The organism is Enterobacter sp. 118C5 (genome assembly GCF_034107645.1).
Lineage (GTDB): Bacteria > Pseudomonadota > Gammaproteobacteria > Enterobacterales > Enterobacteriaceae > Enterobacter > Enterobacter nematophilus.
Genome location: NZ_JAWNEU010000003.1, coordinates 18,138 through 41,878 on the forward strand (window position 1 = coordinate 18,138; position 23,741 = coordinate 41,878).

At 60.1% G+C, this 23,741-nt stretch carries 20 protein-coding genes; 13 read left to right on the plus strand and 7 right to left on the minus strand.

Translation table 11 applies throughout. The features are described from left to right. Positions 1–15: 15 nt before the first annotated feature. The 3 genes from UTO39_RS07705 to UTO39_RS07715 all read left to right on the plus strand — a co-directional run bounded on the left by UTO39_RS07705 (position 16) and on the right by UTO39_RS07715 (position 2,197). Entirely contained in the window at positions 16–786 is a 771-nt protein-coding gene (locus tag UTO39_RS07705) for a (S)-acetoin forming diacetyl reductase (protein ID WP_266178578.1), read from the plus strand. 131 nt (positions 787–917) lie between these two features. Further along, a complete protein-coding gene (locus UTO39_RS07710) occupies positions 918–1,391 on the plus strand; it encodes a cold-shock protein (protein ID WP_227442104.1) in 474 nt (157 codons plus the stop codon). Between the two features lie 107 nt (positions 1,392–1,498). Next, on the plus strand, positions 1,499–2,197 hold the full coding sequence (locus UTO39_RS07715; RefSeq protein ID WP_266178577.1) for a GNAT family N-acetyltransferase: 699 nt from the start codon (positions 1,499–1,501) through the stop codon (positions 2,195–2,197). 33 nt (positions 2,198–2,230) lie between these two features. On the opposite strand, the gene UTO39_RS07720 is transcribed toward UTO39_RS07715, so the two are convergent. From UTO39_RS07720 to betI, 5 genes are all read right to left on the minus strand, one after another. Further along, positions 2,231–3,925, minus strand: a complete 1,695-nt coding sequence (locus tag UTO39_RS07720; protein WP_320726886.1) for a thiamine pyrophosphate-binding protein — start codon at positions 3,923–3,925, stop codon at positions 2,231–2,233. Positions 3,926–3,958: 33 nt separating this feature from the next. Continuing rightward, positions 3,959–4,699, minus strand: coding sequence for an SDR family oxidoreductase (locus tag UTO39_RS07725; RefSeq protein ID WP_320726887.1), 741 nt, complete (start codon positions 4,697–4,699; stop codon positions 3,959–3,961). A gap of 273 nt (positions 4,700–4,972) precedes the next feature. Beyond that, complete coding sequence (gene betA / locus UTO39_RS07730) at positions 4,973–6,652, minus strand: choline dehydrogenase (protein ID WP_320726888.1); 1,680 nt, start codon at positions 6,650–6,652, stop codon at positions 4,973–4,975. A gap of 13 nt (positions 6,653–6,665) precedes the next feature. Continuing rightward, complete coding sequence (gene betB, locus UTO39_RS07735; RefSeq protein WP_320726889.1) at positions 6,666–8,138, minus strand: betaine-aldehyde dehydrogenase; 1,473 nt, start codon at positions 8,136–8,138, stop codon at positions 6,666–6,668. A gap of 13 nt (positions 8,139–8,151) precedes the next feature. After that, a complete protein-coding gene (betI, locus tag UTO39_RS07740; protein WP_061098935.1) occupies positions 8,152–8,739 on the minus strand; it encodes a transcriptional regulator BetI in 588 nt (195 codons plus the stop codon). Positions 8,740–8,867: 128 nt separating this feature from the next. Here betI and betT point away from each other — a divergent pair, with 128 nt between their 5' ends. The 7 genes from betT (at position 8,868) to UTO39_RS07775 (ending at position 15,318) form a co-directional block, all read left to right on the plus strand. Beyond that, positions 8,868–10,901: a choline BCCT transporter BetT gene (gene betT, locus UTO39_RS07745; protein ID WP_320726890.1), complete on the plus strand. Its 2,034-nt coding sequence runs from the start codon at positions 8,868–8,870 to the stop codon at positions 10,899–10,901. 138 nt (positions 10,902–11,039) lie between these two features. After that, the gene (locus UTO39_RS07750; RefSeq protein WP_320727071.1) at positions 11,040–11,426 is read left to right on the plus strand and encodes a type II toxin-antitoxin system RelE/ParE family toxin; all 387 of its coding nucleotides are present in this window, start codon (positions 11,040–11,042) and stop codon (positions 11,424–11,426) included. A gap of 2 nt (positions 11,427–11,428) precedes the next feature. Beyond that, positions 11,429–11,713, plus strand: coding sequence for a NadS family protein (nadS, locus tag UTO39_RS07755; protein WP_320726891.1), 285 nt, complete (start codon positions 11,429–11,431; stop codon positions 11,711–11,713). A gap of 203 nt (positions 11,714–11,916) precedes the next feature. Next, positions 11,917–12,828: a metal ABC transporter substrate-binding protein gene (locus UTO39_RS07760; RefSeq protein ID WP_320726892.1), complete on the plus strand. Its 912-nt coding sequence runs from the start codon at positions 11,917–11,919 to the stop codon at positions 12,826–12,828. A gap of 2 nt (positions 12,829–12,830) precedes the next feature. Next, positions 12,831–13,637, plus strand: coding sequence for an iron/manganese ABC transporter ATP-binding protein SitB (gene sitB / locus UTO39_RS07765; RefSeq protein WP_320726893.1), 807 nt, complete (start codon positions 12,831–12,833; stop codon positions 13,635–13,637). Further along, positions 13,634–14,482 (plus strand): iron/manganese ABC transporter permease subunit SitC, encoded by an 849-nt coding sequence (gene sitC, locus UTO39_RS07770; protein WP_047355404.1) that lies wholly within the window; start codon positions 13,634–13,636, stop codon positions 14,480–14,482. The genes sitB and sitC overlap by 4 nt, the downstream gene beginning before the upstream one ends. Beyond that, positions 14,479–15,318, plus strand: coding sequence for a metal ABC transporter permease (locus tag UTO39_RS07775; RefSeq protein WP_320726894.1), 840 nt, complete (start codon positions 14,479–14,481; stop codon positions 15,316–15,318). Before sitC ends, UTO39_RS07775 begins: the two co-directional genes overlap by 4 nt. On the opposite strand, the gene entD is transcribed toward UTO39_RS07775, so the two are convergent. Both entD and UTO39_RS07785 read right to left on the minus strand, forming a co-directional pair. Continuing rightward, positions 15,272–15,946 (minus strand): enterobactin synthase subunit EntD, encoded by a 675-nt coding sequence (entD, locus tag UTO39_RS07780; protein WP_320726895.1) that lies wholly within the window; start codon positions 15,944–15,946, stop codon positions 15,272–15,274. The genes UTO39_RS07775 and entD overlap by 47 nt on opposite strands. Positions 15,947–16,008: 62 nt before the next feature. Continuing rightward, entirely contained in the window at positions 16,009–18,249 is a 2,241-nt protein-coding gene (locus tag UTO39_RS07785; RefSeq protein WP_253541172.1) for a TonB-dependent siderophore receptor, read from the minus strand. A gap of 146 nt (positions 18,250–18,395) precedes the next feature. On the opposite strand from UTO39_RS07785, the gene fes reads away from it, so the two are divergent. The 3 genes from fes to entF are packed head-to-tail and all read left to right on the plus strand — an operon-like array spanning position 18,396 to position 23,669. Further along, on the plus strand, positions 18,396–19,592 hold the full coding sequence (gene fes / locus UTO39_RS07790; RefSeq protein ID WP_320726896.1) for an enterochelin esterase: 1,197 nt from the start codon (positions 18,396–18,398) through the stop codon (positions 19,590–19,592). Positions 19,593–19,602: 10 nt separating this feature from the next. After that, complete coding sequence (locus UTO39_RS07795; protein WP_061098924.1) at positions 19,603–19,815, plus strand: MbtH family NRPS accessory protein; 213 nt, start codon at positions 19,603–19,605, stop codon at positions 19,813–19,815. Continuing rightward, a complete protein-coding gene (entF, locus tag UTO39_RS07800) occupies positions 19,812–23,669 on the plus strand; it encodes an enterobactin non-ribosomal peptide synthetase EntF (RefSeq protein ID WP_320726897.1) in 3,858 nt (1,285 codons plus the stop codon). Before UTO39_RS07795 ends, entF begins: the two co-directional genes overlap by 4 nt. Positions 23,670–23,741 lie beyond the last annotated feature (72 nt).

Below are 23,741 nucleotides of genomic sequence, written 5' to 3' on the forward strand. Positions count from 1 at the left end.
TATAAGGACAGAGAAATGCAAAAAGTGGCTCTCGTAACAGGCTCAGGCCAGGGGATTGGTAAAGCGATTGCGCTTCGCCTGGTGAAAGACGGCTTTGCCGTCGCCATCGCAGACTATAACGTTGAGACGGCAAGAGCCGTCGCAGATGAAATTATCCGCAACGGCGGTAACGCCGTCGCCGTGAAGGTCGACGTCTCTGACCGCGAACAGGTGTTTGCCGCGGTGGAGAAAGCCCGCACCGCGCTGGGTGGCTTCAACGTCATCGTTAACAACGCCGGGGTAGCGCCGTCTACGCCCATCGAATCCATCACGCCGGAGATTGTCGACAAGGTCTACAACATCAACGTGAAAGGGGTGATCTGGGGCATTCAGGCTGCCATCGACGCGTTTCGCAAAGAGGGGCACGGCGGGAAAATCATCAACGCCTGCTCCCAGGCGGGCCACACCGGCAACCCGGAGCTGGCGGTATACAGCTCCAGCAAGTTTGCGGTTCGCGGCCTGACCCAGACCGCCGCGCGAGACCTCGCGCCGCTGGGGATCACCGTGAACGCCTACTGCCCGGGCATCGTCAAAACGCCGATGTGGGCGGAAATTGACCGTCAGGTGTCTGAGGCGGCAGGCAAACCGCTCGGCTACGGGACCGAAACTTTTGCCAAACGCATTACGCTTGGCCGTCTGTCCGAGCCGGAAGATGTGGCCGCCTGCGTCTCATACCTGGCTGGCCCGGATTCCGACTACATGACCGGTCAGTCGCTCTTAATTGATGGTGGAATGGTGTTTAATTAAATTCTAATAAGCTCTGACATGAGTTTTCCCCTGCCTCCGTGCAGGGGCTTTTTTTTGTCTCCTCCGCCATTGTGCATTACACTGCGCGCTGCAAAACTTTAGTCATTACGATCTGACAGGCGGTAACAGCGATGAACGGTACAATCACAACGTGGTTTAAAGATAAAGGCTTCGGATTTATCAAAGATGAAAACGGCGACAACCGCTATTTTCATGTGATTAAGGTCGCGAACCCCGATCTGATTAAAAAAGACGCTGCGGTGACCTTCGAGCCAACCACCAACAACAAAGGCCTCTCCGCCTACGCGGTGAAGGTGATCCCCGAAAGTAAGCACCTCTATATTGCGGGCGAGCGCGTGAAGCTCACCTCGATCAAATCCTTCGTGGTGTTCAGCGAAGAAGAGCCCGTTGATACCAAAATCGACAAAGAGAACGCGGTGCTGTCGGTGGGGCTGCTGATGAACAGCATCAAACCAAAATCCGACAAAAAGCCGGGCGAAATGCGTACGGTGAAGAAGCTGGCGATCACCACCTTCCAGAACACGACGATGATCTTTACCGAAGATGAAATCGATATCGACGCTACGGTTAAGCTGCTGAAGTAATCTTATGCCGGGCGGCGGTTCCGCCTGACCCGGCCTGCAAATCCTCCCTTTTCGCCCGCTTTTTAACCTGCTATAACAAACTCCTTACCTTTCAGGGAGTCATCGCCGTGCCCGAAATCAATCAACATGGTCAAACCGTTAACGATATCGTCCCGGACTGGAAATGCGCCCGGGTCTTAACCCGCACCCCGCTCACCGGTCAGTATTGCCGTCTGGAGCCGCTGGACGCCGATCGTCACTCGGCTGATTTATACGAGGCCTACGCGCTGGGTGATGACAGCGACTGGACGTGGCTTGCCAGCACCCAGCCTGAAAGTGTGGAAGCCACCGCGCACTGGGTGCTCGGCAAGGTGATGGATGACGATCTGGTCCCGTTTGCGGTAATCGATTTACGCACTGAAAAAGCGGTAGGGCTGGTCAGCTACATGGCGATTGAGCGGTTTCAGGGATCGGTGGAAATCGGCCACGTTACCTGGTCGCGCAGGATGAAAGGCACCCGCATCGGCACCGAAGCGGTGTGGCTGCTGTTGAAAAATGCCTTTGAGCACAAGTACCGTCGGCTTGAGTGGAAGTGCGATTCGATGAACACCGCCTCACGCAGCGCGGCGGAACGGCTGGGCTTCGTCTGGGAAGGGCGCCTGCGCCAGAAGCTGGTGCGTAAGGGGCGTAACCGCGACAGCGATATGCTCTCTATTATTGACGGCGAATGGCCGCAAAGGGATGCGGAGCTGCGCGCCTGGCTGGCGGCGGAGAATTTTGACGCCCAGGGGCAGCAGATTACGCGGCTGGAGGCGTTTCGTTTATAAGCTTTATATGTAGGGTACAGCGTAAACGCGCGGTTAATCCGCGGAAATTACGATTTCAATCAGATTGGTTTTTCCTGACAGCAGCCCGCGGGCTACCGCTTCGGCGATGTCTGCGGCATCGGTTATCCGACAGCAGTGAATGCCCATGGCGGTGCCCAGGGACTGGAAGTCAATGTGCGGATTAATCAGATCCATTCCGATAAAGCGCCCCAGTTGCGTCGAGCTGTAGCCCGGCTGGCCCTTCATAAAGTTTTTAAGAACGTTGTACTCCAGGTTATTCATCACAATGAAGGTAACCGGCAGATTTTCGTGTGCCGCCGTCCAGAGCGCCTGCGGTGAATACAGTGAGGCGCCGTCGCCCATCAGGCAGACTACCGGCTCGCGGCCCAGCCCCAGCGAGTGACCCACCGCCGCAGGCATACCCCAGCCCAGACCGCCGCCGCGCATGAAATAGTAGCGCTGGTGCTGCTGGTCGGAAATAAAACGCCGGACATGTCTCGCGGTGGCAATTGCTTCATCAACAATGGTGGTGCCCGGCGGAACGGCTTTGATGACTTCATAGGCCGCCACCATCGGTGAAATGGCCGGGCGCAGCCTCTCTGCCGACAGGCGTTCTTCCTGCTGCTGCCACTCTTTTTCTCGTTCGCTGAGCGCTGTTTTAAGCAGCTGCTGATGAACCAGTTTGCCTGCCACCCGGCGTTGCTCAAGCTTCGGTAACAGTGCCTCCAGAGAGAGTTTGATATCCCCCATCACCGAGAGGCGGGTGGCGTAGGTGCGGCCCAGCTCGTTCATGTCGGCCGAAAGCTGGTAAACCGCGCACGTTCCCGGAATCGCGTCCCCTTCGCTGTATAAGATGGTGATCAGGCTTCTGCCGCCGATGATAAAGACGGCGTCGTAGGCGTTAACGATGCTGGCGATTTCGCAGGCGGTAGTGGGCATGTTGCCGCGCCAGAGCGCGTGTTGGGTGGGAAAGGGAAGGTTCAACGGCCAGGAGGAGCCGTAGACGTGAGCGCCCAGGTTTTCCGCCAGCTCGACAATCTCCTGCGTCGAGCCGCTGGAGTGAACCTCATCCCCCGCCACAATCATGATCCTGCCGGGCGTAACCTGGCTCAGCTCCTCCGCCAGCTCGTCCAGCGAGCCCGCGACGGTGTGATAGTTCACTTTGGATGCCGTTTGTATCCCGGCATCGCTGAGCTCTTCCATCACGTTCATCGGCAGTGAGAGCAATACGGGACCGGCGGGAGGATAACTGGCAGCGTGGAATGCACGACGCACCAGCACCGGAAGCTGGTCGGCGCTGGTGACCTCCTGCGCCCATTTCATGACCGGGGAACCGATGGAAACAATGTCATCATACAGGAGCGGGTCACGCACGTAGTGGCGCGTATCCTGTTGCCCGACGGTGACCACCAGCGGGGTTTTCATGATCCGCGAGTTAATGAGATTCCCCATGCCGTGCCCGAGACCGCTGGCGGTATGCAAATTGATAAAGCCCGTTTTGCCAGAGGCTTTTGCGTAGCCGTCGGCTATGGCGACCACGCTGCTCTCCTGGAGCGCCAGAATATAGTGAATGTTTTCATGCCGGAGCAGGGCATCAATCAGCGGAAGTTCGGTGGTGCCGGGGTTGCCAAAAATATATTCCACGCCTTCACTCTCCAGCACTTCAAGGAGAATGTCGGCACCTGTTCGCATATTTAAATCTGATAAGGACGTTAATGACTTAATCATAATGACACCTCATTCAGCGTTATTTAAGGCATGCTAAAATTCTTCCTGCGTGGGTCGGACGATAATTTCATTTACATCAACATCATCAGGCTGTTCGATAGCAAATAATACGGCCCGCGCAATGGCGTCTGCCGGAATAGCCTGCTTATAAAATTCATGGAGGAATTTTTTACTCTCTTCGTCAGAACTGCCGAATTGCAGTTCGCTTTCGACCGCACCGGGGGAAATAAGCGTTGTGCGGACCGTTTTACCAACCTCCTGGCGTAAGCCTTCGCTCAGCGCGCGGACGGCGAATTTCGTGGCGCTGTAGACCACGCCGCCGGGGGCAAGCACCTTAATTCCGGCCACCGAGGCAACGTTAATAAAATGTCCGCCGCCCTGACGCTGGAACACCGGTAACGCCGCCGCTATGCCATATAAAACGCCTTTGAGATTGGTATCGATCATCTGGTCCCACTCGTCGGTCTTGCGCTCGCTGATGGGGGCGATAGCCATAAAGCCCGCGTTGTTGATCAGCACGTCGACGCGTTGGTATGCGGCAACCGCAGCGTCAATCGCGTGCTGGACCTCCTCCTGACGGGTCACGTCCGCCTTAACGGCGATCGCCTGGCCGCCCTGCTGGACGATGCGATCCACCAGGGCGTTAACTCTGTCCAGGCGACGCGCCACCAGCACCAGCGAAAAGGACTTATTCGCTAAATACAGGGCAATAGCCTGACCTATACCGCTGCTGGCGCCGGTGATAACAACAACTTTGTTTGCACTATTATTCATGATCTTATCTCGCCGTTGAGTGATGCAAAAATAAAGGCGGGGGGGAATTAAAGAATAATGACGTTTTCTTTAATTTCAGGTTTAAATATATTGTATATTTCGAATGGAAAAACATTCGATTAAACATAGTTGAATTGCGGGAACAGTGTCAACAGACTTTTAAATGAACAAAATAATTGCCGGGTAATATTTATTTCTTATAGGTATCGAAAAATATTATCGTAATGAAGGGATGTATTGAAAACCCTCTCCTTTTACGGAGAGGGCAGAATATTAAACGTTCTGTAATGCCTGACGTACCGGCGCACCGTTCGCCACATAATACGCCACCGTGCTCTTCGCCAGCGGCTCGCGCCCGCGAATGGCGTCAGCAATTTTTTCACCGATCATAATGGTGGTGGCGTTCAGGTTGCCGGTAATAATCTGCGGCATGATCGACGCATCCACCACGCGCAGCCCTTCCAGCCCGTGAACGCGGCCTTCGCCGTCGACCACCGCCATTTCGTCGTAGCCCATCTTGCAGGTGCCGCAAGGGTGGAACGCGGTTTCCGCGTGGTTACGCACGAACTCGTCCAGCTGTTCGTCGGTCTGGCACTCAATCCCAGGGCTGATTTCCCGGCCGCGATATTTGTCCAGCGCAGGCTGGTGCATGATTTCGCGGGTGATGCGGATCGCGTCGCGGAACTCCTGCCAGTCCTGCTCGTGGGACATATAGTTGAACAGGATCGCCGGATGCTGGTGCGGATCGCGAGATTTAATGCGCACGTGCCCGCGGCTCGGGGAGCGCATGGAGCCGACGTGGCACTGGAAGCCGTGCTCTTTTACCGCGTTCGAACCGTTGTAGTTAATCGCCACCGGCAGGAAGTGGTACTGAATGTTCGGCCACTCGAACTCTTCGCGGCTGCGGATAAACCCGCCTGCTTCGAAGTGGTTGCTCGCGCCCACGCCGGTGCCGCCAAACAGCCACTCGGCGCCGATCTTCGGCTGGTTCCACCACTGCAGGGCAGGGTAGAGGGAGACCGGCTCTTTACACGCGTACTGGAGGTACATCTCCAGGTGATCCTGCAGGTTTTCACCCACGCCGGGCAGGTCGTGCACCAGCGGGATATCGAACTTCTTCAGCAGTTCCGCGCTGCCCACGCCGGAGCGCTGGAGGATCTGCGGGGAGGCAATGGCCCCCGCGCACAGCAGGACCTCTTTGTTCGCCGTCGCGTTGGACGGGATGGTGCTTTCGCCCTCCAGCCACTCGACGCCCACGGCGCGCTTGCCGTCAAAAATAATGCGATCGGTCGTGGCGTGGGTGCGGATGGTCAGGTTCGGACGCTGCTTCGCCTGGTCCAGATAGCCGCGCGCGGTGCTGGCGCGTCGGCCCTGCGGCGTGACCGTGCGGTCCATCGGGCCAAAGCCTTCCTGCTGGTAGCCGTTCAGATCGTCGGTGCGCGGGTAGCCCGCCTGCACGCCCGCTTCCACCATCGCCTCAAACAGCGGGTTCACGCCCGGCTTCGAGGTGGTAACGCTCACCGGACCGTCGCCGCCGTGGTAGTCGTTCGGCCCCACGTCGCGCGTCTCCGCCTTGCGGTAGTAGGGCAGGCAGTTGAGGTAGCTCCAGTGCTCCAGACCCGGTTCTTTCGCCCAGTTGTCCAGATCCATCGCGTTACCGCGCACGTAGCACATGCCGTTGATGAGCGACGAACCGCCCAGCCCTTTTCCGCGCCCGCACTCCATGCGGCGGTTGTTCATGAATGGTTCAGGCTCGGTTTCGTACGCCCAGTTGTAGCGCTTGCCCTGCAGCGGGAACGCCAGCGCGGCGGGCATCTGGGTGCGGAAGTCAAAGCGGTAGTCCGGCCCGCCCGCCTCAAGCAGCAGGACGGTGGTGTTTGGATCTTCGGTCAGCCGTGTAGCAAGGACGTTGCCGGCAGAGCCGGCCCCGATAATGATGTAGTCAAAGTGCAAATAAACCTCCCGGTTAAAATATGGACTGGAATTTACCCATCTCAACCTGGATGGACTTCACCTGGGTATAGCTCTGCAGCGTCATCACGCCGTTCTCGCGGCCAATGCCGGAGTGCTTGTAGCCCCCGACCGGCATCTCCGCGGCGGATTCACCCCAGGTGTTGATCCAGCAGATGCCCGCTTCGAGCTGATGAATCGCGCCGTGCGCGCGGTTCAGGTCGGCGGTGACGATGCCCGCCGCCAGACCGTAGTCGATGTCGTTGGCGCGGCGAATGGCTTCTTCATCGCTTTCATAGGTGAGGATGGACATCACCGGGCCGAAGATCTCTTCGCGCACGATGGTCATCTCGTCGGTGCAGTCGGTAAACACGGTCGGGGCAACCCACGCGCCGTTGTCAAAGCCTTCGCCCTTCAGCACGTCGCCGCCGCACAGCACGCGTGCGCCTTCCTCTTTGCCTTTGGCGATGTAGCGCAGCACGCTGTCGCGGTGCGGGAAGCTGACCATCGGGCCGAAGTTGGTCTTTTCATCGAACAGATCGCCCGCGCGGATGCGGCCCACGCGCTCAGCGATTTTTTGCTCAAACTCGGCCTTAAACTTCGCGGGCACGAACACGCGGGTGCCGTTGGTGCATACCTGGCCGGAGCTGAAGAAGTTCGCCATCATGGCGATGTCTGCCGCGAGATCCAGATCCGCATCGTCAAAAATAATCAGCGGAGATTTGCCGCCCAGCTCCATAGTCACCTCCTTCAGGGACGAGGCCGCCGAGTTGGCCATCACCTTTTTGCCGCTGGCGACGCCGCCGGTGAAGGAGACTTTGGCAATGCCCGGATGCTCGGTAAGGTACTGGCCGGTCTCCGCGCCAACGCCCGGCAGAACGTTAAACACGCCGTCCGGCAGGCCCGCTTCGGTGTAGATTTCCGCAAGCTTCAGCGCGGTGAGCGGGGTGACCTCGCTCGGCTTGAAGATCATCGCGTTGCCCGCCGCCAGAGCCGGGGCGGATTTCCACAGGGCGATCTGGATCGGGTAGTTCCACGCGCCGATGCCCGCCACCACGCCCAGCGGCTCGCGGCGGGTGTAGACGAACGAGGTCTCACGCAGCGGGATCTGGCTGCCTTCCAGCGCCGGGATCAGCCCCGCGTAGTACTCCAGCACGTCCGCGCCGGTGACGATATCCACGGTTGAGGTTTCGGAATACGCTTTACCGGTGTCGAGGGTCTCAAGCGTTGCCAGCTCGTCGTTGCGCTCGCGCAGGATATCGACGGCGCGACGCAGGATGCGCGAGCGCTCCATGGCGGTCATCGCCGCCCAGATTTTTTGCCCGCGCTGTGCGCTTTCCACGGCGCGGTCGACGTCTTCGCGCCCGGCGGCCTGTACGCTCGCCAAAACTTCACCGTTGGCCGGGTTGATGGTCTCGAAGGTGCGACCGCTGGTGGCGGATATATAACCACCATTGATATAAAGCTGCTGTTCTGCCATTCGGGACATAAATTCTCCTCGGTTATTCGGTCGGTAAATGCTGGCTGATAAAGTGGCTGGTGAGCGACTGCGCCAGGGTCTTGTCCAGCGGCTTGCCGCTCAGCGCGGCGCGCAGCCACAGCCCGTCGATCAGCGCCGCCAGCCCGTAGCCCGCCTCTTCAGCCTGTTCACGCGGCAGCTCGCGGCGGAACTCGTAGACCAGATTTGAGAGTAAACGGCGACTGCTCACCTGCTGCAGGCGGTAGAGCATCGGCTGGTGCATGCTGCTTGCCCAGAAGGCCAGCCAGGCCTTCATCGCCGCGCCGCTTACCTGGGTTTCATCGAAGTTGCCGGCGACAATCGCCTGCAATCGCTGCTCTGCGCTGCCGCCCGGCAGGGCGCGTAGGCGGCTTAATACCGCGTCGCGCAGCTGGCCGGTGATGTCGCGCATGGTCGCTTCCAGCAGACCGTTTTTGTCTTTGAAGTAGTGACTGATGATCCCCGTGGACACGCCCGCCCGACGGGCGATTTGCGCGATGGTCGCGTCATGCATGCCCACTTCATTTATTGCTTCCAGCGTGGCGTCGATAAGCTGCCTGCGCCGGATCGGCTGCATTCCCACTTTGGGCATTTTTGCCACTCCATTCATCAGCGTTGGTTATATATTAAAGCGGTTTTTGATTGGACGTTCAATATAAAATGTGTCTTAATTGTTGCGGATTTGGATTTTAATAGTTACAAAAACAGTGAGGATACTGGATGACAGACCTTTCACAGGACAGAGAAAAAGACAAAATCAACCCGGTCGTTTTTTATACTTCCGCCGGGCTGATTTTGTTGTTTTCCCTGACGACGATCTTCTTTCGTGATTTTTCTGCCGAGTGGATTGGGCGCACCCTGAACTGGGTGTCGAAGACCTTCGGCTGGTACTACCTGCTGGCCGCGACGCTCTATATAGTCTTCGTGGTGTGCATTGCCTGCTCGCGCTTCGGTTCGGTGAAGCTCGGGCCAGAGCAATCCAAGCCCGAGTTCAGCCTGCTGAGCTGGGCCGCGATGCTGTTTGCCGCGGGCATCGGCATCGACCTGATGTTCTTCTCCGTAGCCGAACCGGTCACGCAGTATATGCAGCCGCCGGAAGGGGCAGGGCAGACGATGGAGGCCGCGCGCCAGGCGATGGTCTGGACGCTGTTCCACTACGGCCTGACGGGATGGTCGATGTACGCCCTGATGGGCATGGCGCTCGGATACTTTAGCTATCGTTATAATTTGCCCCTCACCATCCGCTCCGCGCTTTATCCGATTTTCGGTAAAAAGATTAACGGCCCGATTGGTCACAGCGTCGACATTGCGGCGGTGATCGGCACCATCTTCGGTATTGCGACAACGCTCGGGATTGGCGTGGTGCAGCTCAACTACGGGCTGAGCGTGCTGTTTGACATCCCGGATTCGATGGCGGCCAAAGCGGCGCTGATTGCGCTGTCGGTGATTATCGCCACCATTTCGGTGACCTCCGGCGTGGATAAGGGCATCCGCGTGCTCTCCGAGCTGAACGTGGCGCTGGCGCTGGGCCTGATCCTGTTTGTGCTGTTTATGGGTGACACCTCGTTCCTGCTCAATGCCTTAGTGCTGAACGTGGGCGACTACGTGAACCGCTTTATGGGCATGACGCTGAACAGCTTCGCCTTCGACCGCCCGGTGGAGTGGATGAACAACTGGACGCTGTTCTTCTGGGCGTGGTGGGTGGCATGGTCGCCGTTTGTCGGCCTGTTCCTGGCGCGCATTTCGCGCGGGCGCACCATCCGTCAGTTCGTGATGGGCACGCTGATTATCCCGTTCACCTTTACCCTGCTGTGGCTGTCGATTTTCGGCAACAGCGCGCTGCATGAAATTATCCACGGCAATGCGACCTTCGCGCAGGAGGCGATGGCGCACCCGGAGCGCGGCTTCTACAGCCTGCTGGCCCAGTATCCGGCGTTTACCTTTAGCGCCTCCGTGGCGACCATCACCGGCCTGCTGTTCTACGTCACCTCGGCGGACTCCGGCGCGCTGGTGCTGGGGAACTTCACCTCGAAGCTCAAAGACATCAACAGCGACGCGCCGAACTGGCTGCGCATCTTCTGGTCCGTCGCCATCGGCCTGCTGACGCTCGGGATGCTAATGACCAACGGCATTTCGGCGCTGCAAAACACCACGGTGATCATGGGCCTGCCGTTCAGCTTCGTCATCTTCTTCGTGATGGCCGGGCTGTATAAATCGCTCAAGGTGGAAGACTACCGCCGCGTCAGCGCCAGCCGCGACACCGCCCCGCGTCCGATGGGCGCGCAGGACAGGCTGAGCTGGAAGAAACGCCTCTCGCGCCTGATGAACTACCCGGGCACGCGCTACACCAAACAGATGATGGAAACCGTCTGCTACCCGGCGATGGAAGAGGTGGCGCAGGAGCTGAAGCTGCGCGGTGCGTACGTGGAGCTGAAAAACCTGCCGCCGGAAGAGGGCGAGACCCTGGGGCACCTGGATCTGCTGGTGCACATGGGCGACGAGCAGAACTTTGTCTATCAGATCTGGCCGCAGCAGTATTCCGTGCCCGGGTTTACCTACCGGGCGCGCAGCGGTAAGTCGACCTACTACCGGCTGGAAACCTTCCTGCTCGAAGGCAGCCAGGGGAATGATTTGATGGACTACAGCAAGGAGCAGGTGATAACGGACATTCTGGACCAGTATGAGCGGCACCTGAACTTTATCCATCTGCACAGGGAAGCGCCGGGAAATAGCGTGATGTTCCCGGATGCCTAAACGAATTCTTAAAATATCTTTTCACTGTATATAAATACAGTTATTTGGCGCAGCATTACTCAAGGAAGAGTAACCATGCAGCAAGAGCCTGGTGCTGAAGCATTCGGGCTTTTGCTGCGTTTAGGGAAGGAACTATGGATGAGTCATGCGATAGAGTTTATCGAAACATCACTCTTTACCCGACAGATAAAAAACATTGCTACGGATGATGAATTAAAGGATCTGCAAAAGGAACTTATTGCCTGGCCTGATAAAGGCGACCTGATCCAGCAGACGGGTGGTTTACGTAAAATAAGGATGGCGGCAGGCTCAAAGGGAAAGAGAGGGGGTATCAGAGTGATTTACTTTCTGGCCACGGAGGAGGTGATCTATTTCATTATGGCCTATCCAAAATGCATAAAGGACAGCCTGACAGAAGCAGAGAAAGCAGAACTTAAAAAGCTGACTTCCATTCTGAAAAATACTGCTTCAAATGCCGTGAATGAAAGGTGTACTATGTACCCCAATCAGGCAGGGGGAGGCTGAAAATGAGTATCTTCGATGATTTAAAATCTTCGCTTGAAGAGGCGGTTGAGATCCATAGCGGAAGAAAAGCCGCTTCCCGAGTCACCCGCTATGAAGTTGCAGATGTGCGCGCCATCAGAGAGCAGCTCAATATCACGCAAAGCGAAATGGCGAAGGCGCTTGGCACGAGCGTCGATACGATAAAAAGCTGGGAGTCCAAACGCCGCAATCCAACCGGGCTGGCGGCAAAGGTACTCAATGTGATTCGGGAGAATCCTGCATTTTATAAGGCACTTGCCGGACAGTGAGTCGCCATTATGCCGGGTGGCGCTGCGCTTACCCGGCCTTCAAAACTGCTTTTCCGTAGGCCTGATAAGCGAAGCGCCATCAGGCACGCCCTTCATTGACACAACTTTAATGATAACTATTTTCATTTAAATATAGCCTGTGCTATACCTTATAGCACGGGCTAATTTTGCTTTGAATTTAATCACCTCTGGAGACTTCCGCGATGCACCCACTGCAAGGATTGAAGCGTCTGTTGCTCGGCGCGCTGCTTATGACTGCGACCACCACCGGCACGCAGGCGGCTGAAAAGTTTCAGGTCATCACCACCTTTACCGTTATCGCCGATATGGCGAAAAACGTGGCGGGTGACGCCGCAGACGTGACCTCCATTACTAAGCCGGGTGCGGAAATCCACGAATACCAGCCCACGCCGGGGGATATTAAACGCGCGCAGAAGGCGCAGCTGATCCTGGCGAACGGCATGAATCTGGAACTGTGGTTCCAGCGTTTTTATCAGCACCTGAACGGCGTACCGGAGGTGATTGTCACCAAAGGCATTACGCCGATGGGCATCAGCGAGGGGCCGTACGACGGCAAGCCCAACCCGCACGCGTGGATGTCGCCGGACAACGCCCTGATCTACGTCGACAACATTCGCGACGCGCTGGTGAAGTACGATCCGGCCAACGCGCAGACGTATCAGCGCAACGCGGAAGCCTACAAGCAGAAGATCGTCTCCACCCTTGAACCGCTGCGTAAGCAGGTCGCGGAGATCCCGGAAGACAAGCGCTGGATGGTCACCAGCGAAGGGGCGTTCTCTTATCTGGCGCGGGATCTGGGCCTGAAAGAGCTATACCTGTGGCCGATTAACGCCGATCGACAGGGCACGCCGCAGCAGGTGCGCAAGGTTATCGATCTGGTGAAAAAACATCGCATCCCGGCGGTGTTCAGCGAAAGCACGGTCTCGGATAAACCTGCCCGTCAGGTGGCGCGGGAAACCGGCGCCCATTACGGCGGCGTGCTGTACGTTGACTCCTTGAGCGCGGAAAACGGCCCGGTGCCGACCTATATCGATCTGCTGAACGTCACCACCCGCACGCTGGTGCAGGGCATCCGCGACGGGATGAAGGAGTGACCATGCAGAAGGGGATTGTCGTCACGGACGTAACCGTGACCTACCGCAACGGCCACACGGCGCTGCGCGACGCGTCGTTCAGCGTGCCGGGCGGATCGATTGCCGCGCTGGTGGGGGTGAACGGCTCCGGCAAGTCCACGCTGTTTAAGGCGATAATGGGCTTCGTGCGGGCGGCGAGCGGCACCATCACCATTCAGGGGCTGCCGCCTCACCGGGCGCTGCGTCAGAACCTGGTCGCCTACGTGCCGCAGTCGGAAGAGGTCGACTGGTCGTTTCCGGTGCTGGTGGAAGACGTGGTGATGATGGGGCGCTACGGGCATATGGGTTTCCTGCGTCGGCCCAAAGATCGCGACAGGCAGATCGTGACCGACGCCCTGAAGCGCGTGGACATGCTCGAGCTGCGCCACCGGCAGATCGGCGAGCTCTCCGGCGGGCAGAAGAAACGCGTGTTCCTGGCGCGGGCGATTGCCCAGCAGGGTGAGGCGATCCTGCTCGACGAGCCGTTTACCGGCGTGGACGTCAAAACCGAAGCCAGGATCATCAGCCTGCTGCGGGAGCTGCGCGACGAGGGCAAAACCATGCTGGTCTCGACCCATAACCTGGGCTCGGTCTCGGAGTTTTGCGATTACACGGTGATGGTCAAAGGCACCGTGCTGGCAAGCGGCCCGACGGAAACCACCTTTACCGCCGAGAACCTTGAGCGCGCCTTCAGCGGCGTGCTGCGCCACGTGGTGCTCAGCGGCTCGGAAGACCGCATTATTACCGACGATGAACGCCCGTTCGTGACGCACCGTCAGGAGGCCAAATGAACGCGCTTCTGGAACCGTTTGGCTACGAGTACATGCTCAACGCGATGTGGGTTTCGGCGATGGTGGGCGGGCTGTGCGCATTTCTTTCGTGCTATCTGATGCTCAAAGGCTGGTCGCTGATCGGCGATGCGCTGTCGCACTCCATCGTGCCCGGCGTGGCGGGGGCCTACATGCTCGGGCTGCCGTTCTCGCTGGGGGCGTTTCTCTCGGGCGGGCTGGCGGCGGGCAGCATGCTGTTTCTCAACCAGCGCAGCCGCCTGAAGGAGGACGCCATCATCGGGCTGATCTTCTCCTCCTTTTTCGGGCTGGGGCTGTTTATGGTCTCGCTTAACCCGACCTCGGTGAACATTCAGACCATCGTGCTCGGCAATATTCTCGCCATTGCGCCGGAAGATATCGTCCAGCTGGCGATTATCGGCGTGGTGTCGATGGTTATCCTGCTGTTCAAGTGGAAAGATCTGATGGTGACCTTTTTTGATGAGAACCACGCCCGCGCCATCGGCCTGCGTCCGGAACGCCTGAAAATTCTATTCTTCACGCTGCTGGCGGTCTCCACCGTGGCGGCGCTGCAAACCGTCGGCGCGTTTCTGGTGATCTGCCTTGTGGTCACGCCCGGCGCAACCGCGTGGCTGCTGACCGACCGCTTCCCTCGCCTGCTGATGATTGCCGTCGCCATTGGCAGCATCACCAGCTTCCTCGGCGCGTGGGCCAGCTATTATCTGGACGGCGCCACCGGCGGCATTATCGTGGTCGCCCAGACGCTGCTGTTCCTGCTGGCGTTCGTCTTTGCGCCGAAGCACGGTCTGCTCGCCAGCCGCCGTCGCGCGCGGGAGGCCCACCCATGATGACGCTGCTCCTTGAACCCTTCCAGTTTGCGTTTATGAACAACGCGCTGCTGATTTCACTCCTGGTGGCGGTGCCCTGCGCGCTGCTGTCGGTTTTTCTGGTGCTCAAAGGCTGGGCGCTGATGGGCGACGCCATGAGCCATGCGGTATTTCCCGGCGTCGTGCTGGCGTGGATGATGGGTCTGCCGCTGGCGATGGGCGCGTTCGTGGCCGGCCTGTTCTGCGCGGTCGCCACCGGATACCTGAAGGATAACAGCCGCATCAAGCAGGATACGGTCATGGGGATCGTCTTTTCCGGCATGTTCGGCGCGGGCCTGATCCTTTACATCGCCGTTAAGCCCGAGGTGCATCTCGACCACATCCTGTTCGGCGATATGCTGGGTATAAACGGGATGGACATTCTGCAAAGCGGCATCGTGGCGGGGCTGATCGCGCTGGTGATTGGCCTGAAGTGGCGCGATTTCCTGCTGTTCTGCTTTGACTATCAGCAGGCGCAGGCGAGCGGCCTGCGCACCCGCTGGCTGCACTACGGCTTACTGTGCATGGTCTCGCTGACCATCGTGGCGACGCTGAAGGCGGTGGGGATTATTCTGTCGATTTCGCTGCTCATTGCCCCCGGCGCGGTGGCGGTGCTCATCACCCGGCGCTTCCACATGGCGCTGCTGGTGGCGGTCGCCGTTTCAGCACTCGTGTCGGTTAGCGGCGTCTATGCCTCGTTTTATCTCGACAGCGCGCCAGCGCCGACCATCGTGGTGCTGTTCGCGATGGTGTTTATCGTGACGTTTGTGGTCACCAGCGTGAAGGCCCGTCGGCAGGAGAGCGTGACAGCAGGGTGATTGCCTGCTCGCCGCGCTGCTGCCAGTGCAGGGTGAAGGTGGCGCCTTCGTTAAAGCCTGCCAGCTGGCGGGTCAACGCCAGCGTAAGCGTCTTATCGTCGAGCAGGCTGACGCGGGCGCTGTCAAAACCCATATATGCCTGCACCTGAGGAAAGAGGGCCTTGAACAGGCTCTCTTTGGCGCTGAACGCCAGCGTCAGGGCGAGGGCAAACGGGTATCCCGAGCGGGAAAGCACGCCCTCTTCCTCGGCATCAATAATGCCGTCCTTGATTTCTCTGGCTTCATTTTCAGGCAGGATGGTTTCGCAGTCGATGCCGATAAGCGCGAGTCTGTCGCGAACCACCACCGCCATGGCCTGCGTGCCGCTGTGGGTGATGCTGCCGGAAACGCCCTCCGGCCAGAGCGGTTCCCCGCTGGGGCCGATGGCGGGAATGGTGCGCTCGTTTAGCGCATGCATGGCGGCGATGCGGCCTGCCAGGTGGTCGGCTTTGCGTTTGCGTCCGGCGTCAGCGAGCTGCGCGTGATGCGGGAGCCAGAGGAGATCGGCGTCGGTGAAGGTGGTGGGGTCGAAGGTGACGCGGTGGAGGGTGAGGCCGGCGAGAGAAAATGTGCTGTGGGTTGTGTGCATGGTTTTTCCCCTCACCCCTTCCCTCTCCCCGGAGGGGAGAGGGAAGGATTGACTTCAGTGCCTTAAAAACGCGTATTCACACTCATATACCAGGTGCGACCCGGTTCATTATACGTGTAGGCACCCGCACCGTACATATACGCACCGGTGGTGGCATTTCCGGTCGTTTGGGCATTACCCGCGCGCCACTGGCGCTTGTCGAAGACGTTGTCCACGCCGCCGGTCAGGCTGACGTTTTTGGTCATGTCCCAGGTCGCGCTCAGGCCAACGATGCTGTACGGGCTGACTTCGTCTTTCTCAGACCCGGTCACCGGCTGGCCTTTGTAGTTGTACTTCTTCGGCTGCTGCTTGCCGTACCAGGTGAAGGTGGACTGCAATGACACATCCTGGTGCACCTGCCAGCTCAGGGTCGAGTTCAGCGTGTACTCCGGGATGATCGACAGACGGTCGCCGGTCTCCTTGTTCTTGCTCTGCAGCATGTAGGTGATGTTGTTGGTCCAGTTGATCGTGTCGCTGACCGGCACGTTCAGGGAGCCTTCCAGCCCTTCCACCACCGCCTTCGGCACGTTTTCCCACTGGTAGATGTCCGTCTGCACTTTACCGGACGAGGTGTGGCCGACAGGCGCGTAGCCCGCTTCAATCTTGTCGCGGTAGTCGTTGCGGAACCAGGTCACGCCCGCCAGCCAGCCGTCGCGTTTCCACTCCAGGCCAATCTCTTTGTTGATGCTGGTTTCGGCTTTCAGGTCGTCGTTGCCCATCATGTAGCAGCCCACGCCGTCGGAGCTTGCGTAGCAGCCCTGGCCTTTGCTGTAGAGCAGGTAGTTCGGGTTGGTCTGGTACAGGCTCGGCGCTTTGTAGGCGCGCGCAATCCCCATCTTCAGCGTGAAGTCATCCCCCAGACCCTGCGACAGGTTAAGCGACGGGCTCCAGTTGTTGCCGACGATAGTGTGGTGATCGAAGCGCAGGGCAGGGGTCAGCATGGTGCTGTCGGTCAGCTCCATGTTGTTTTCGGCGAACAGGGAGAAGATCTCCGCCGAGGTGTACGGGCTGCGGTCGTCGCTCATGCCCGGAATGGTGCCGCCCTGCAGGGTTTGCGAGAAGGAGGTTGAGTCCTTCATGCGCTGCTGGTTCCACTCGGTGCCCAGCGTCAGGTTCTGGTTGACGAGGAAATCAATCGGCAGGTTGATTTCGCTGTGCAGCATCACGTCGGCCAGGTCGGTGTCGGTGAATTTATCGCTGTTGAACAGGCCTTCCGTACCGCCCGCCAGCCCTTCGCCCAGGCGGGAGTTGCGGGTGTGTTCGTACTGCGCCCAGCTGCTGGTGGTAATGCCGTTGTCCCAGCCGCCGTTCCAGGTCACCGCGAAGTTCTGGCGATAAATACGGTTAGTCTCTTTGCCGTAGTTCTTCTTCACCAGCGCGTTGTCGTTGTTGGTGTTCTGCGTGTCGCCCGCGTAGAGGTTGTTCTGGCGGCTGTAGCCCGCCTCAAACTCCAGGGACTGCATTGGCGCGAAGTCCCAGCGCACCACGCCGTTGATGTCTTTGTTCTCAACGCCCTCGCGGCCCGCGGGCAGGGTGTTGGCGTAGGCCCCGGTACGCTCGGACTGGTGGCCCTGGTTGATGTCCCACGCGTCGGCCTGGGTTTTATCCAGGTTACCGAACATGCGGAAGCTGAAGTCGCCGCCCAGCGGGCCGCTCAGGCTGAAGTTGGTGCGCTTGGTAGAGCCTTCATCCTTGTGTTCAGGCGCGTTCAGGTAGGTGTTCCAGGAGCCGTGCCACTGGTCGTCGAACTTTTTGGTGATGATGTTCACCACGCCGCCCGCCGCGCCGTTACCGTAGCGTGCGGCGGCCGGGCCGCGAATGACCTCGATGCGCTCGATCATCTCCGGCGGCACCCAGCCGGTATCGCCGCGGGTGTCGCGCTCGCCGCGCCAGCCCAGTCGGATGGAGTTGCGGCTGGTCACCGGCTTGCCGTCGATCAGGATCAGGGTGTTTTCCGGGCCCATGCCGCGAATGTCAATCTGGCGGTTGTTCCCGCGCTGGCCGCTGGTGGAGTTCCCGGTCAGGTTAACGCCCGGCATGGTGCGGATGATTTCCGCCACGTCGCGCGCGGGCGGGTTTTTGCGGATCTCGTCGGCGGTGATGGTCGACACGCCCGGCGCCTGCAAATTCTGCTCGGCGGCGGTGATCACCATGGTGTCTTCGTGCTGCGCAGAGGCGGTGTTGTCGTCTGCCATGGCGGGCAGCGCGGCGCCATAAATCCCTAAATTGACCAGCAAGGCCAGAGAGTGAATCTTCTTATTCATTGTACGTCCCGCTTTTATGGTTATTTAATGAGCGCGCTTCCCACAGCGCGGGCATTACGCTATTGCAAATGCAAATAGTTATCAATAATATTATCAATAAAATTTGCTCTGAAACAAAAAAGTCTGTTAAACATGGGGTTATAAGGGTGACGGCGTTAACAACCGGAAGTGAAGCGTGGTGGCAGTCGAAAAACGGGCCGGAATGGGAACGTCAGAAGGAGAGCTATCGCGTCACCTTCTGGTGGCGGGACCCTGCAGGCACGCAGAAAACGTCAACGGTTAAACGCGTCTGGCTCTACGTTACCGGCGTGACCGACCACCATCAGAATGCCCGTCCGCAGTCCCTGGAACGCATCCCGGATACCGACGTCTGGCAGTGGCAGGGCGAGTTCAGCCCCGAATGGCGCGGCAGCTACTGTTTTATCCCCTCCGTAAATGAAAACGATTTTGCCGATACCGTATTTGATGGCCAGCTGCCGGACCGCATGGCGCTGCGCGAAGGCTGGGGCAGGCTGCTGCCGCACGCGGTGTCCGACCCGCTGAATCCGCAGAGCTGGCGCGGCGGGCGCGGGCATGCCGTCTCGGCGCTGGAGATGCCGGAAGCCCCCGTTCAGCCGGGCTGGGATCGTCCCGATACGCCGTTTCAACCGCCCGTCTGCATTGAGTGGAACAGCGCGCGCCTGAAAAACTCCCGCCGCGTGTGGATTTTTACCACCGGCGATGAAGGCTCCGATCGCCCGCTGGCGGTGCTGCTCGACGGTCAGTTCTGGGCCGAAAGCATGCCCGTCTGGCCTGCGCTGGCCTCGCTCACCGAAGCGCGCAAACTGCCGCCTGCCGTCTATGCGTTAATCGATGTAATAGACATGGAACATCGCAGCCGTGAATTGCCCTGCAACCCCGATTTCTGGGTGGCGGTGCAGGAAGAACTTCTCCCTCACATAAACACTCTCGCACCCTTCAGCGACCGCGCCGACCGTACCGTGGTCGCGGGCCAGAGCTTTGGCGGGCTTTCCTCACTCTATGCGGGCCTCAACTGGCCGCAGCGCTTTGGCTGCATCCTCAGCCAGTCCGGATCCTACTGGTGGCCACACCGCGGCGGGCAGCAGGACGGGCTGCTTATCGGGCAGCTTAGAGCGGGTGAAAAAAACGCACGCGGGCTGCGCATCGTCCTTGAGGCCGGGCGCAACGAGCCGCTTATCTTCCGCGCGAACCAGGCGATTTACGCCGAACTACGCGCGCAGCAGGTTTACTGGCGTCAGGTTGACGGCGGACACGACGCGCTTTGCTGGCGCGGTGGGCTGACGCAGGGGCTGATGACCCTCTGGCAGCCGCTAATTCAATAACGGAGTCTGTATGGAATTCAGCAATCCTTTCGATAATCCGCAGGGACAGTTCGCCATTTTGCAAAACGACCGGGGGCAGTACAGCCTGTGGCCGCAGCAGTGCGAACTGCCCGCAGGCTGGCGCGTGGTGCGTGAAGCGCAGCCTCAGGAGGCGTGCCAGCAGTGGCTGGCCGGGCACTGGCAAACGCTTGAGCCGTCTTATTTTGCGGGAGAGAACGCATGAACCGTCTTCCTCTCGTCGCCGCCCAGCCGGGCATCTGGATGGCGGAGCAGCTGTCCGCATTGCCCAACGCCTGGAGCGTGGCGCACTACACCGAGCTTAAGGGCGATATCGACGCGCCGCTGCTGGCTAAAGCCATCGCCGAGGGCATGATGCAGGCCGATACCCTGCGCATGCGCTTTGCCGAAGAGAACGGTGAGGTGTGGCAGTGGGTGGATGACACCGTCATTCTGCCGGAGCCGTCCATCGTTCGCGTTGATTCACACGACGCCGCCGTAGCGCTGATGGAGGCCGATCTCAACCAGAACCTGCGCGTCGACAGCGGCCAGCCGCTGGCGTTTCACCAGCTCATTCAGGTAGGCGAAGGCCACTGGTACTGGTATCAGCGCTATCACCATCTGGTGGTGGATGGCTTCAGCTTCCCGGCCATTACCCGCCAGATCGCCGCAATTTACGCCGCCTGGAAAAAAGGTGAACCCACGCCTGCCTCACCGTTTACGCCGTTCGCTGAGGTCGTTGACGAGTATCAGCGCTATCGCGGCAGCGAGGCGTATCAGCGCGACGGCGCCTTCTGGGCAGAGCAGCGCAAGCGGCTTCCTTCTCCGGTCTCGCTCTCTTCCGCGCCGCTGCCGGGACGGGCCGCCACCACCGACATCCTGCGCCTGAAAATTGCCGCCGACGCTCGCGCCTTTAGCCAGCTTGCGCAGGCGGCAGGGCAGGCGCAGCGCACCGATCTGGCGCTTGCGCTGGTGGCGCTGTGGCTGGGCCGCCTCACCGGACGGCTGGACTACGCCGCCGGGTTTATCTTTATGCGCCGCATGGGGTCCGCGGCGCTGACCGCGACGGGCCCGGTGCTCAACGTCCTGCCGCTGGCGGTGAATATCAATCCGCAGGAGAGCCTGCCGGAGCTGGCGCTGCGCCTGGCTAACCAGCTGAAAAAAATGCGCCGCCATCAGCGCTACGACGCCGAGCAGATCGTGCGCGACAGCGGGCGTGCCGCGGGCGACGAAGCGCTGTTTGGCCCGGTGCTGAACGTTAAGGTGTTTGATTATCAGCTCGATATCGACGGCGTGGAGGCCATCACCCACACGCTGGCAACCGGCCCGGTGAACGATCTCGAGCTGGCGCTGTTCCCTGACCAGCAGGGCGGACTGAGCATTGAGATCCTCGCCAACAAGCAGCGTTACGATGAAACAGCGCTGAAGCGCCACGCGGCGCGCCTGAACGCGATGCTGACGCAGTTTGCCGCCAGGCCGGACCTGCGCTGCGGCGAGGTGGAAACCGTTTCAGCGCAGGAATATCAGAGGCTTGCCCGCATCAACGATACCGGGCTGGCGCTGCCGTCCACCACGCTGGCGGATCTGGTGGCGGAGCAGGCGAGCAAAACGCCGGAAGCCCCCGCGCTGGCGGATGCAAACGTTGAGCTGAACTACCGGCAGATGCGCGAGCAGGTGGTCGCGCTGGCAAACCTGCTGCGCGAGCGCGGCGTGAAGCCGGGCGACAGCGTGGCGGTGGCACTCCCGCGCTCGGTGTTCCTGACGTTGGCGCTGCACGGGATTGTTGAAGCAGGCGCCGCGTGGCTGCCGCTTGATACCGGCTACCCGGACGATCGCCTGCGGATGATGCTGGAGGACGCGAAGCCGTCCCTGCTCATTACCACCGACGAGCAGCTCCCTCGCTTTAGCGATCTGCCCATTTCTGCTTTTAGTTACAACATGCTTTTACCCGCTGCCGATGCTGAACCCCTGCGGCTGGCGAAGCCGGAGCAGACCGCGTACATCATCTTCACCTCCGGTTCGACGGGGCGTCCGAAAGGGGTCATGGTCGGGCATACCGCCATCGTTAACCGCCTGAAGTGGATGCAGGATCATTATCCACTGGCGGCGAATGACGTGGTGGCGCAGAAAACGCCGTGCAGCTTTGACGTGTCGGTGTGGGAGTTCTGGTGGCCGTTTATCGCCGGGGCGAAGCTGGTGATGGCCGAGCCGGACGCGCACCGCGATCCGCAGGCGATGCAGAGCTTCTTCGCACGCTACGGCGTGACGACGACCCACTTCGTGCCGTCGATGCTGGCGGCCTTTGTCGCCTCGCTGACGCCGGAAAACGTGGCGTGCTGCAAAACCCTTAAGCAGGTGTTCTGCAGCGGCGAAGCGCTGCCGGCCGACTTGTGCCGCGAGTGGGAGCTGCTCACCCGTGCGCCGCTGCACAACCTGTATGGCCCAACCGAAGCGGCGGTGGACGTCAGCTGGTATCCGGCGTTTGGCCCCGAGCTGGCGGCGGTGGAGGGCAACAGCGTGCCGATCGGTTTCCCGGTGTGGAACACGGGGCTGCGTATTCTGGACGCGATGATGCGCCCGGTGCCGTTCGGCGTGGCGGGCGATCTGTATCTCACCGGCATTCAGCTGGCGCAGGGGTATCTGGGCCGTCCGGACCTCACCGCCAGCCGCTTCATTGCCGACCCGTTCGCCCCCGGCGAGCGGATGTACCGCACGGGTGACGTCGCCCGCTGGCTGGACAACGGCGCGGTGGAATATCTCGGCCGCAGCGACGATCAGCTCAAAATTCGCGGCCAGCGCATCGAGCTGGGCGAGATTGACCGGGCGATGCTCGCGCTGCAGGACGTGGCTCAGGCCGTGGCGCACGCCTGCGTGTTCAACCAGGCGGCGGCAACGGGCGGGGATGCCCGCCAGCTGGTGGGGTACGTCGTCTCCGAGTCCGGCTTACCGCTGGACCGCGACGCGCTGCTGGAATCGCTAAAAGCCCAGCTGCCGCCGCACATGGTGCCGGTGGTGCTGTTGCAAATCAGCGCGCTGCCGCTCAGCGCCAACGGCAAGCTCGACCGCAAGGCGCTGCCGCTGCCGGAGCTGACCAGCAAAACATCCGGCCGCGCGCCGGAGACGGAAACCGAAGCCGCCGTCGCGCAGGCGATTTCCGCGCTGCTGGGCTGCGAGGTGAACGATATCGAAGCCGACTTCTTTGCCCTCGGCGGACACTCGCTGCTGGCGATGCGCCTGGCGGCACAGCTCAGCCGCACATTTTCGCGTAAGGTCACGCCGGGGCAGGTTATGGTTGCCTCGACGGTGAGCAAGCTCAGCGCGCTGCTGGACTCGCGGATGAGCGACGAGCAGGCGCAGCGTCTGGGGTACGAAACCCTCCTGCCGCTGCGCGAAAGCAGCGGGCCGACTCTGTTCTGCTTCCATCCGGCGTCCGGCTTTGCCTGGCAGTTCAGCGTGCTGGCGCGCTACCTCAGCCCGCGCTGGTCGATTACCGGCATTCAGTCGCCGCGCCCGGACGGCCCGATGCAGCAGTGCGCGGATCTGGATGGGGTGATCGAGCATCACCTTGCAACGCTGCGCGCGCAGCAGCCGCAGGGGCCGTATTACCTGTTCGGTTATTCCCTCGGCGGCACGCTGGCGCAGGGCATTGCGGCGCGTCTGCGCGAGCAGGGTGAAGCGGTGGCGTTCCTCGGCCTGCTGGATACCTGGCCGCCGGAAACCCAGAACTGGTCGGAGAAAGAGGCTAACGGGCTGGACCCGGAGGTGCTGGCGGAGATCGAGCGCGAGCGTCAGGCGTTTATTGCCGCGCAGCAGGGACAGGGCTCCAGCGAGCTGTTTAACGCCATTGAAGGCAACTACGCCGACGCGGTGCGGCTGCTCACTACCGCGCACAGCGCGCGGTTTGACGGCAAAGCGACGCTGTTTGTCGCCGAGCGCACCCGAACGATGGATCCGCATGTTGCGTGGTCGCCGTGGGTGGGTGAGCTTGAGGTCTACAGCCAGGACTGCGCCCACGTGGATATCATTTCACCGCAGGCGTTTGAGAAGATAGGGCCGGTGTTGAGGGAGATATTGGGATAACGTCAACAGCCCCTCACCCCAGCCCTCTCCCCATAGGGGAGAGGGTGTAATCGTCCCCTCTCCCCTATGGGG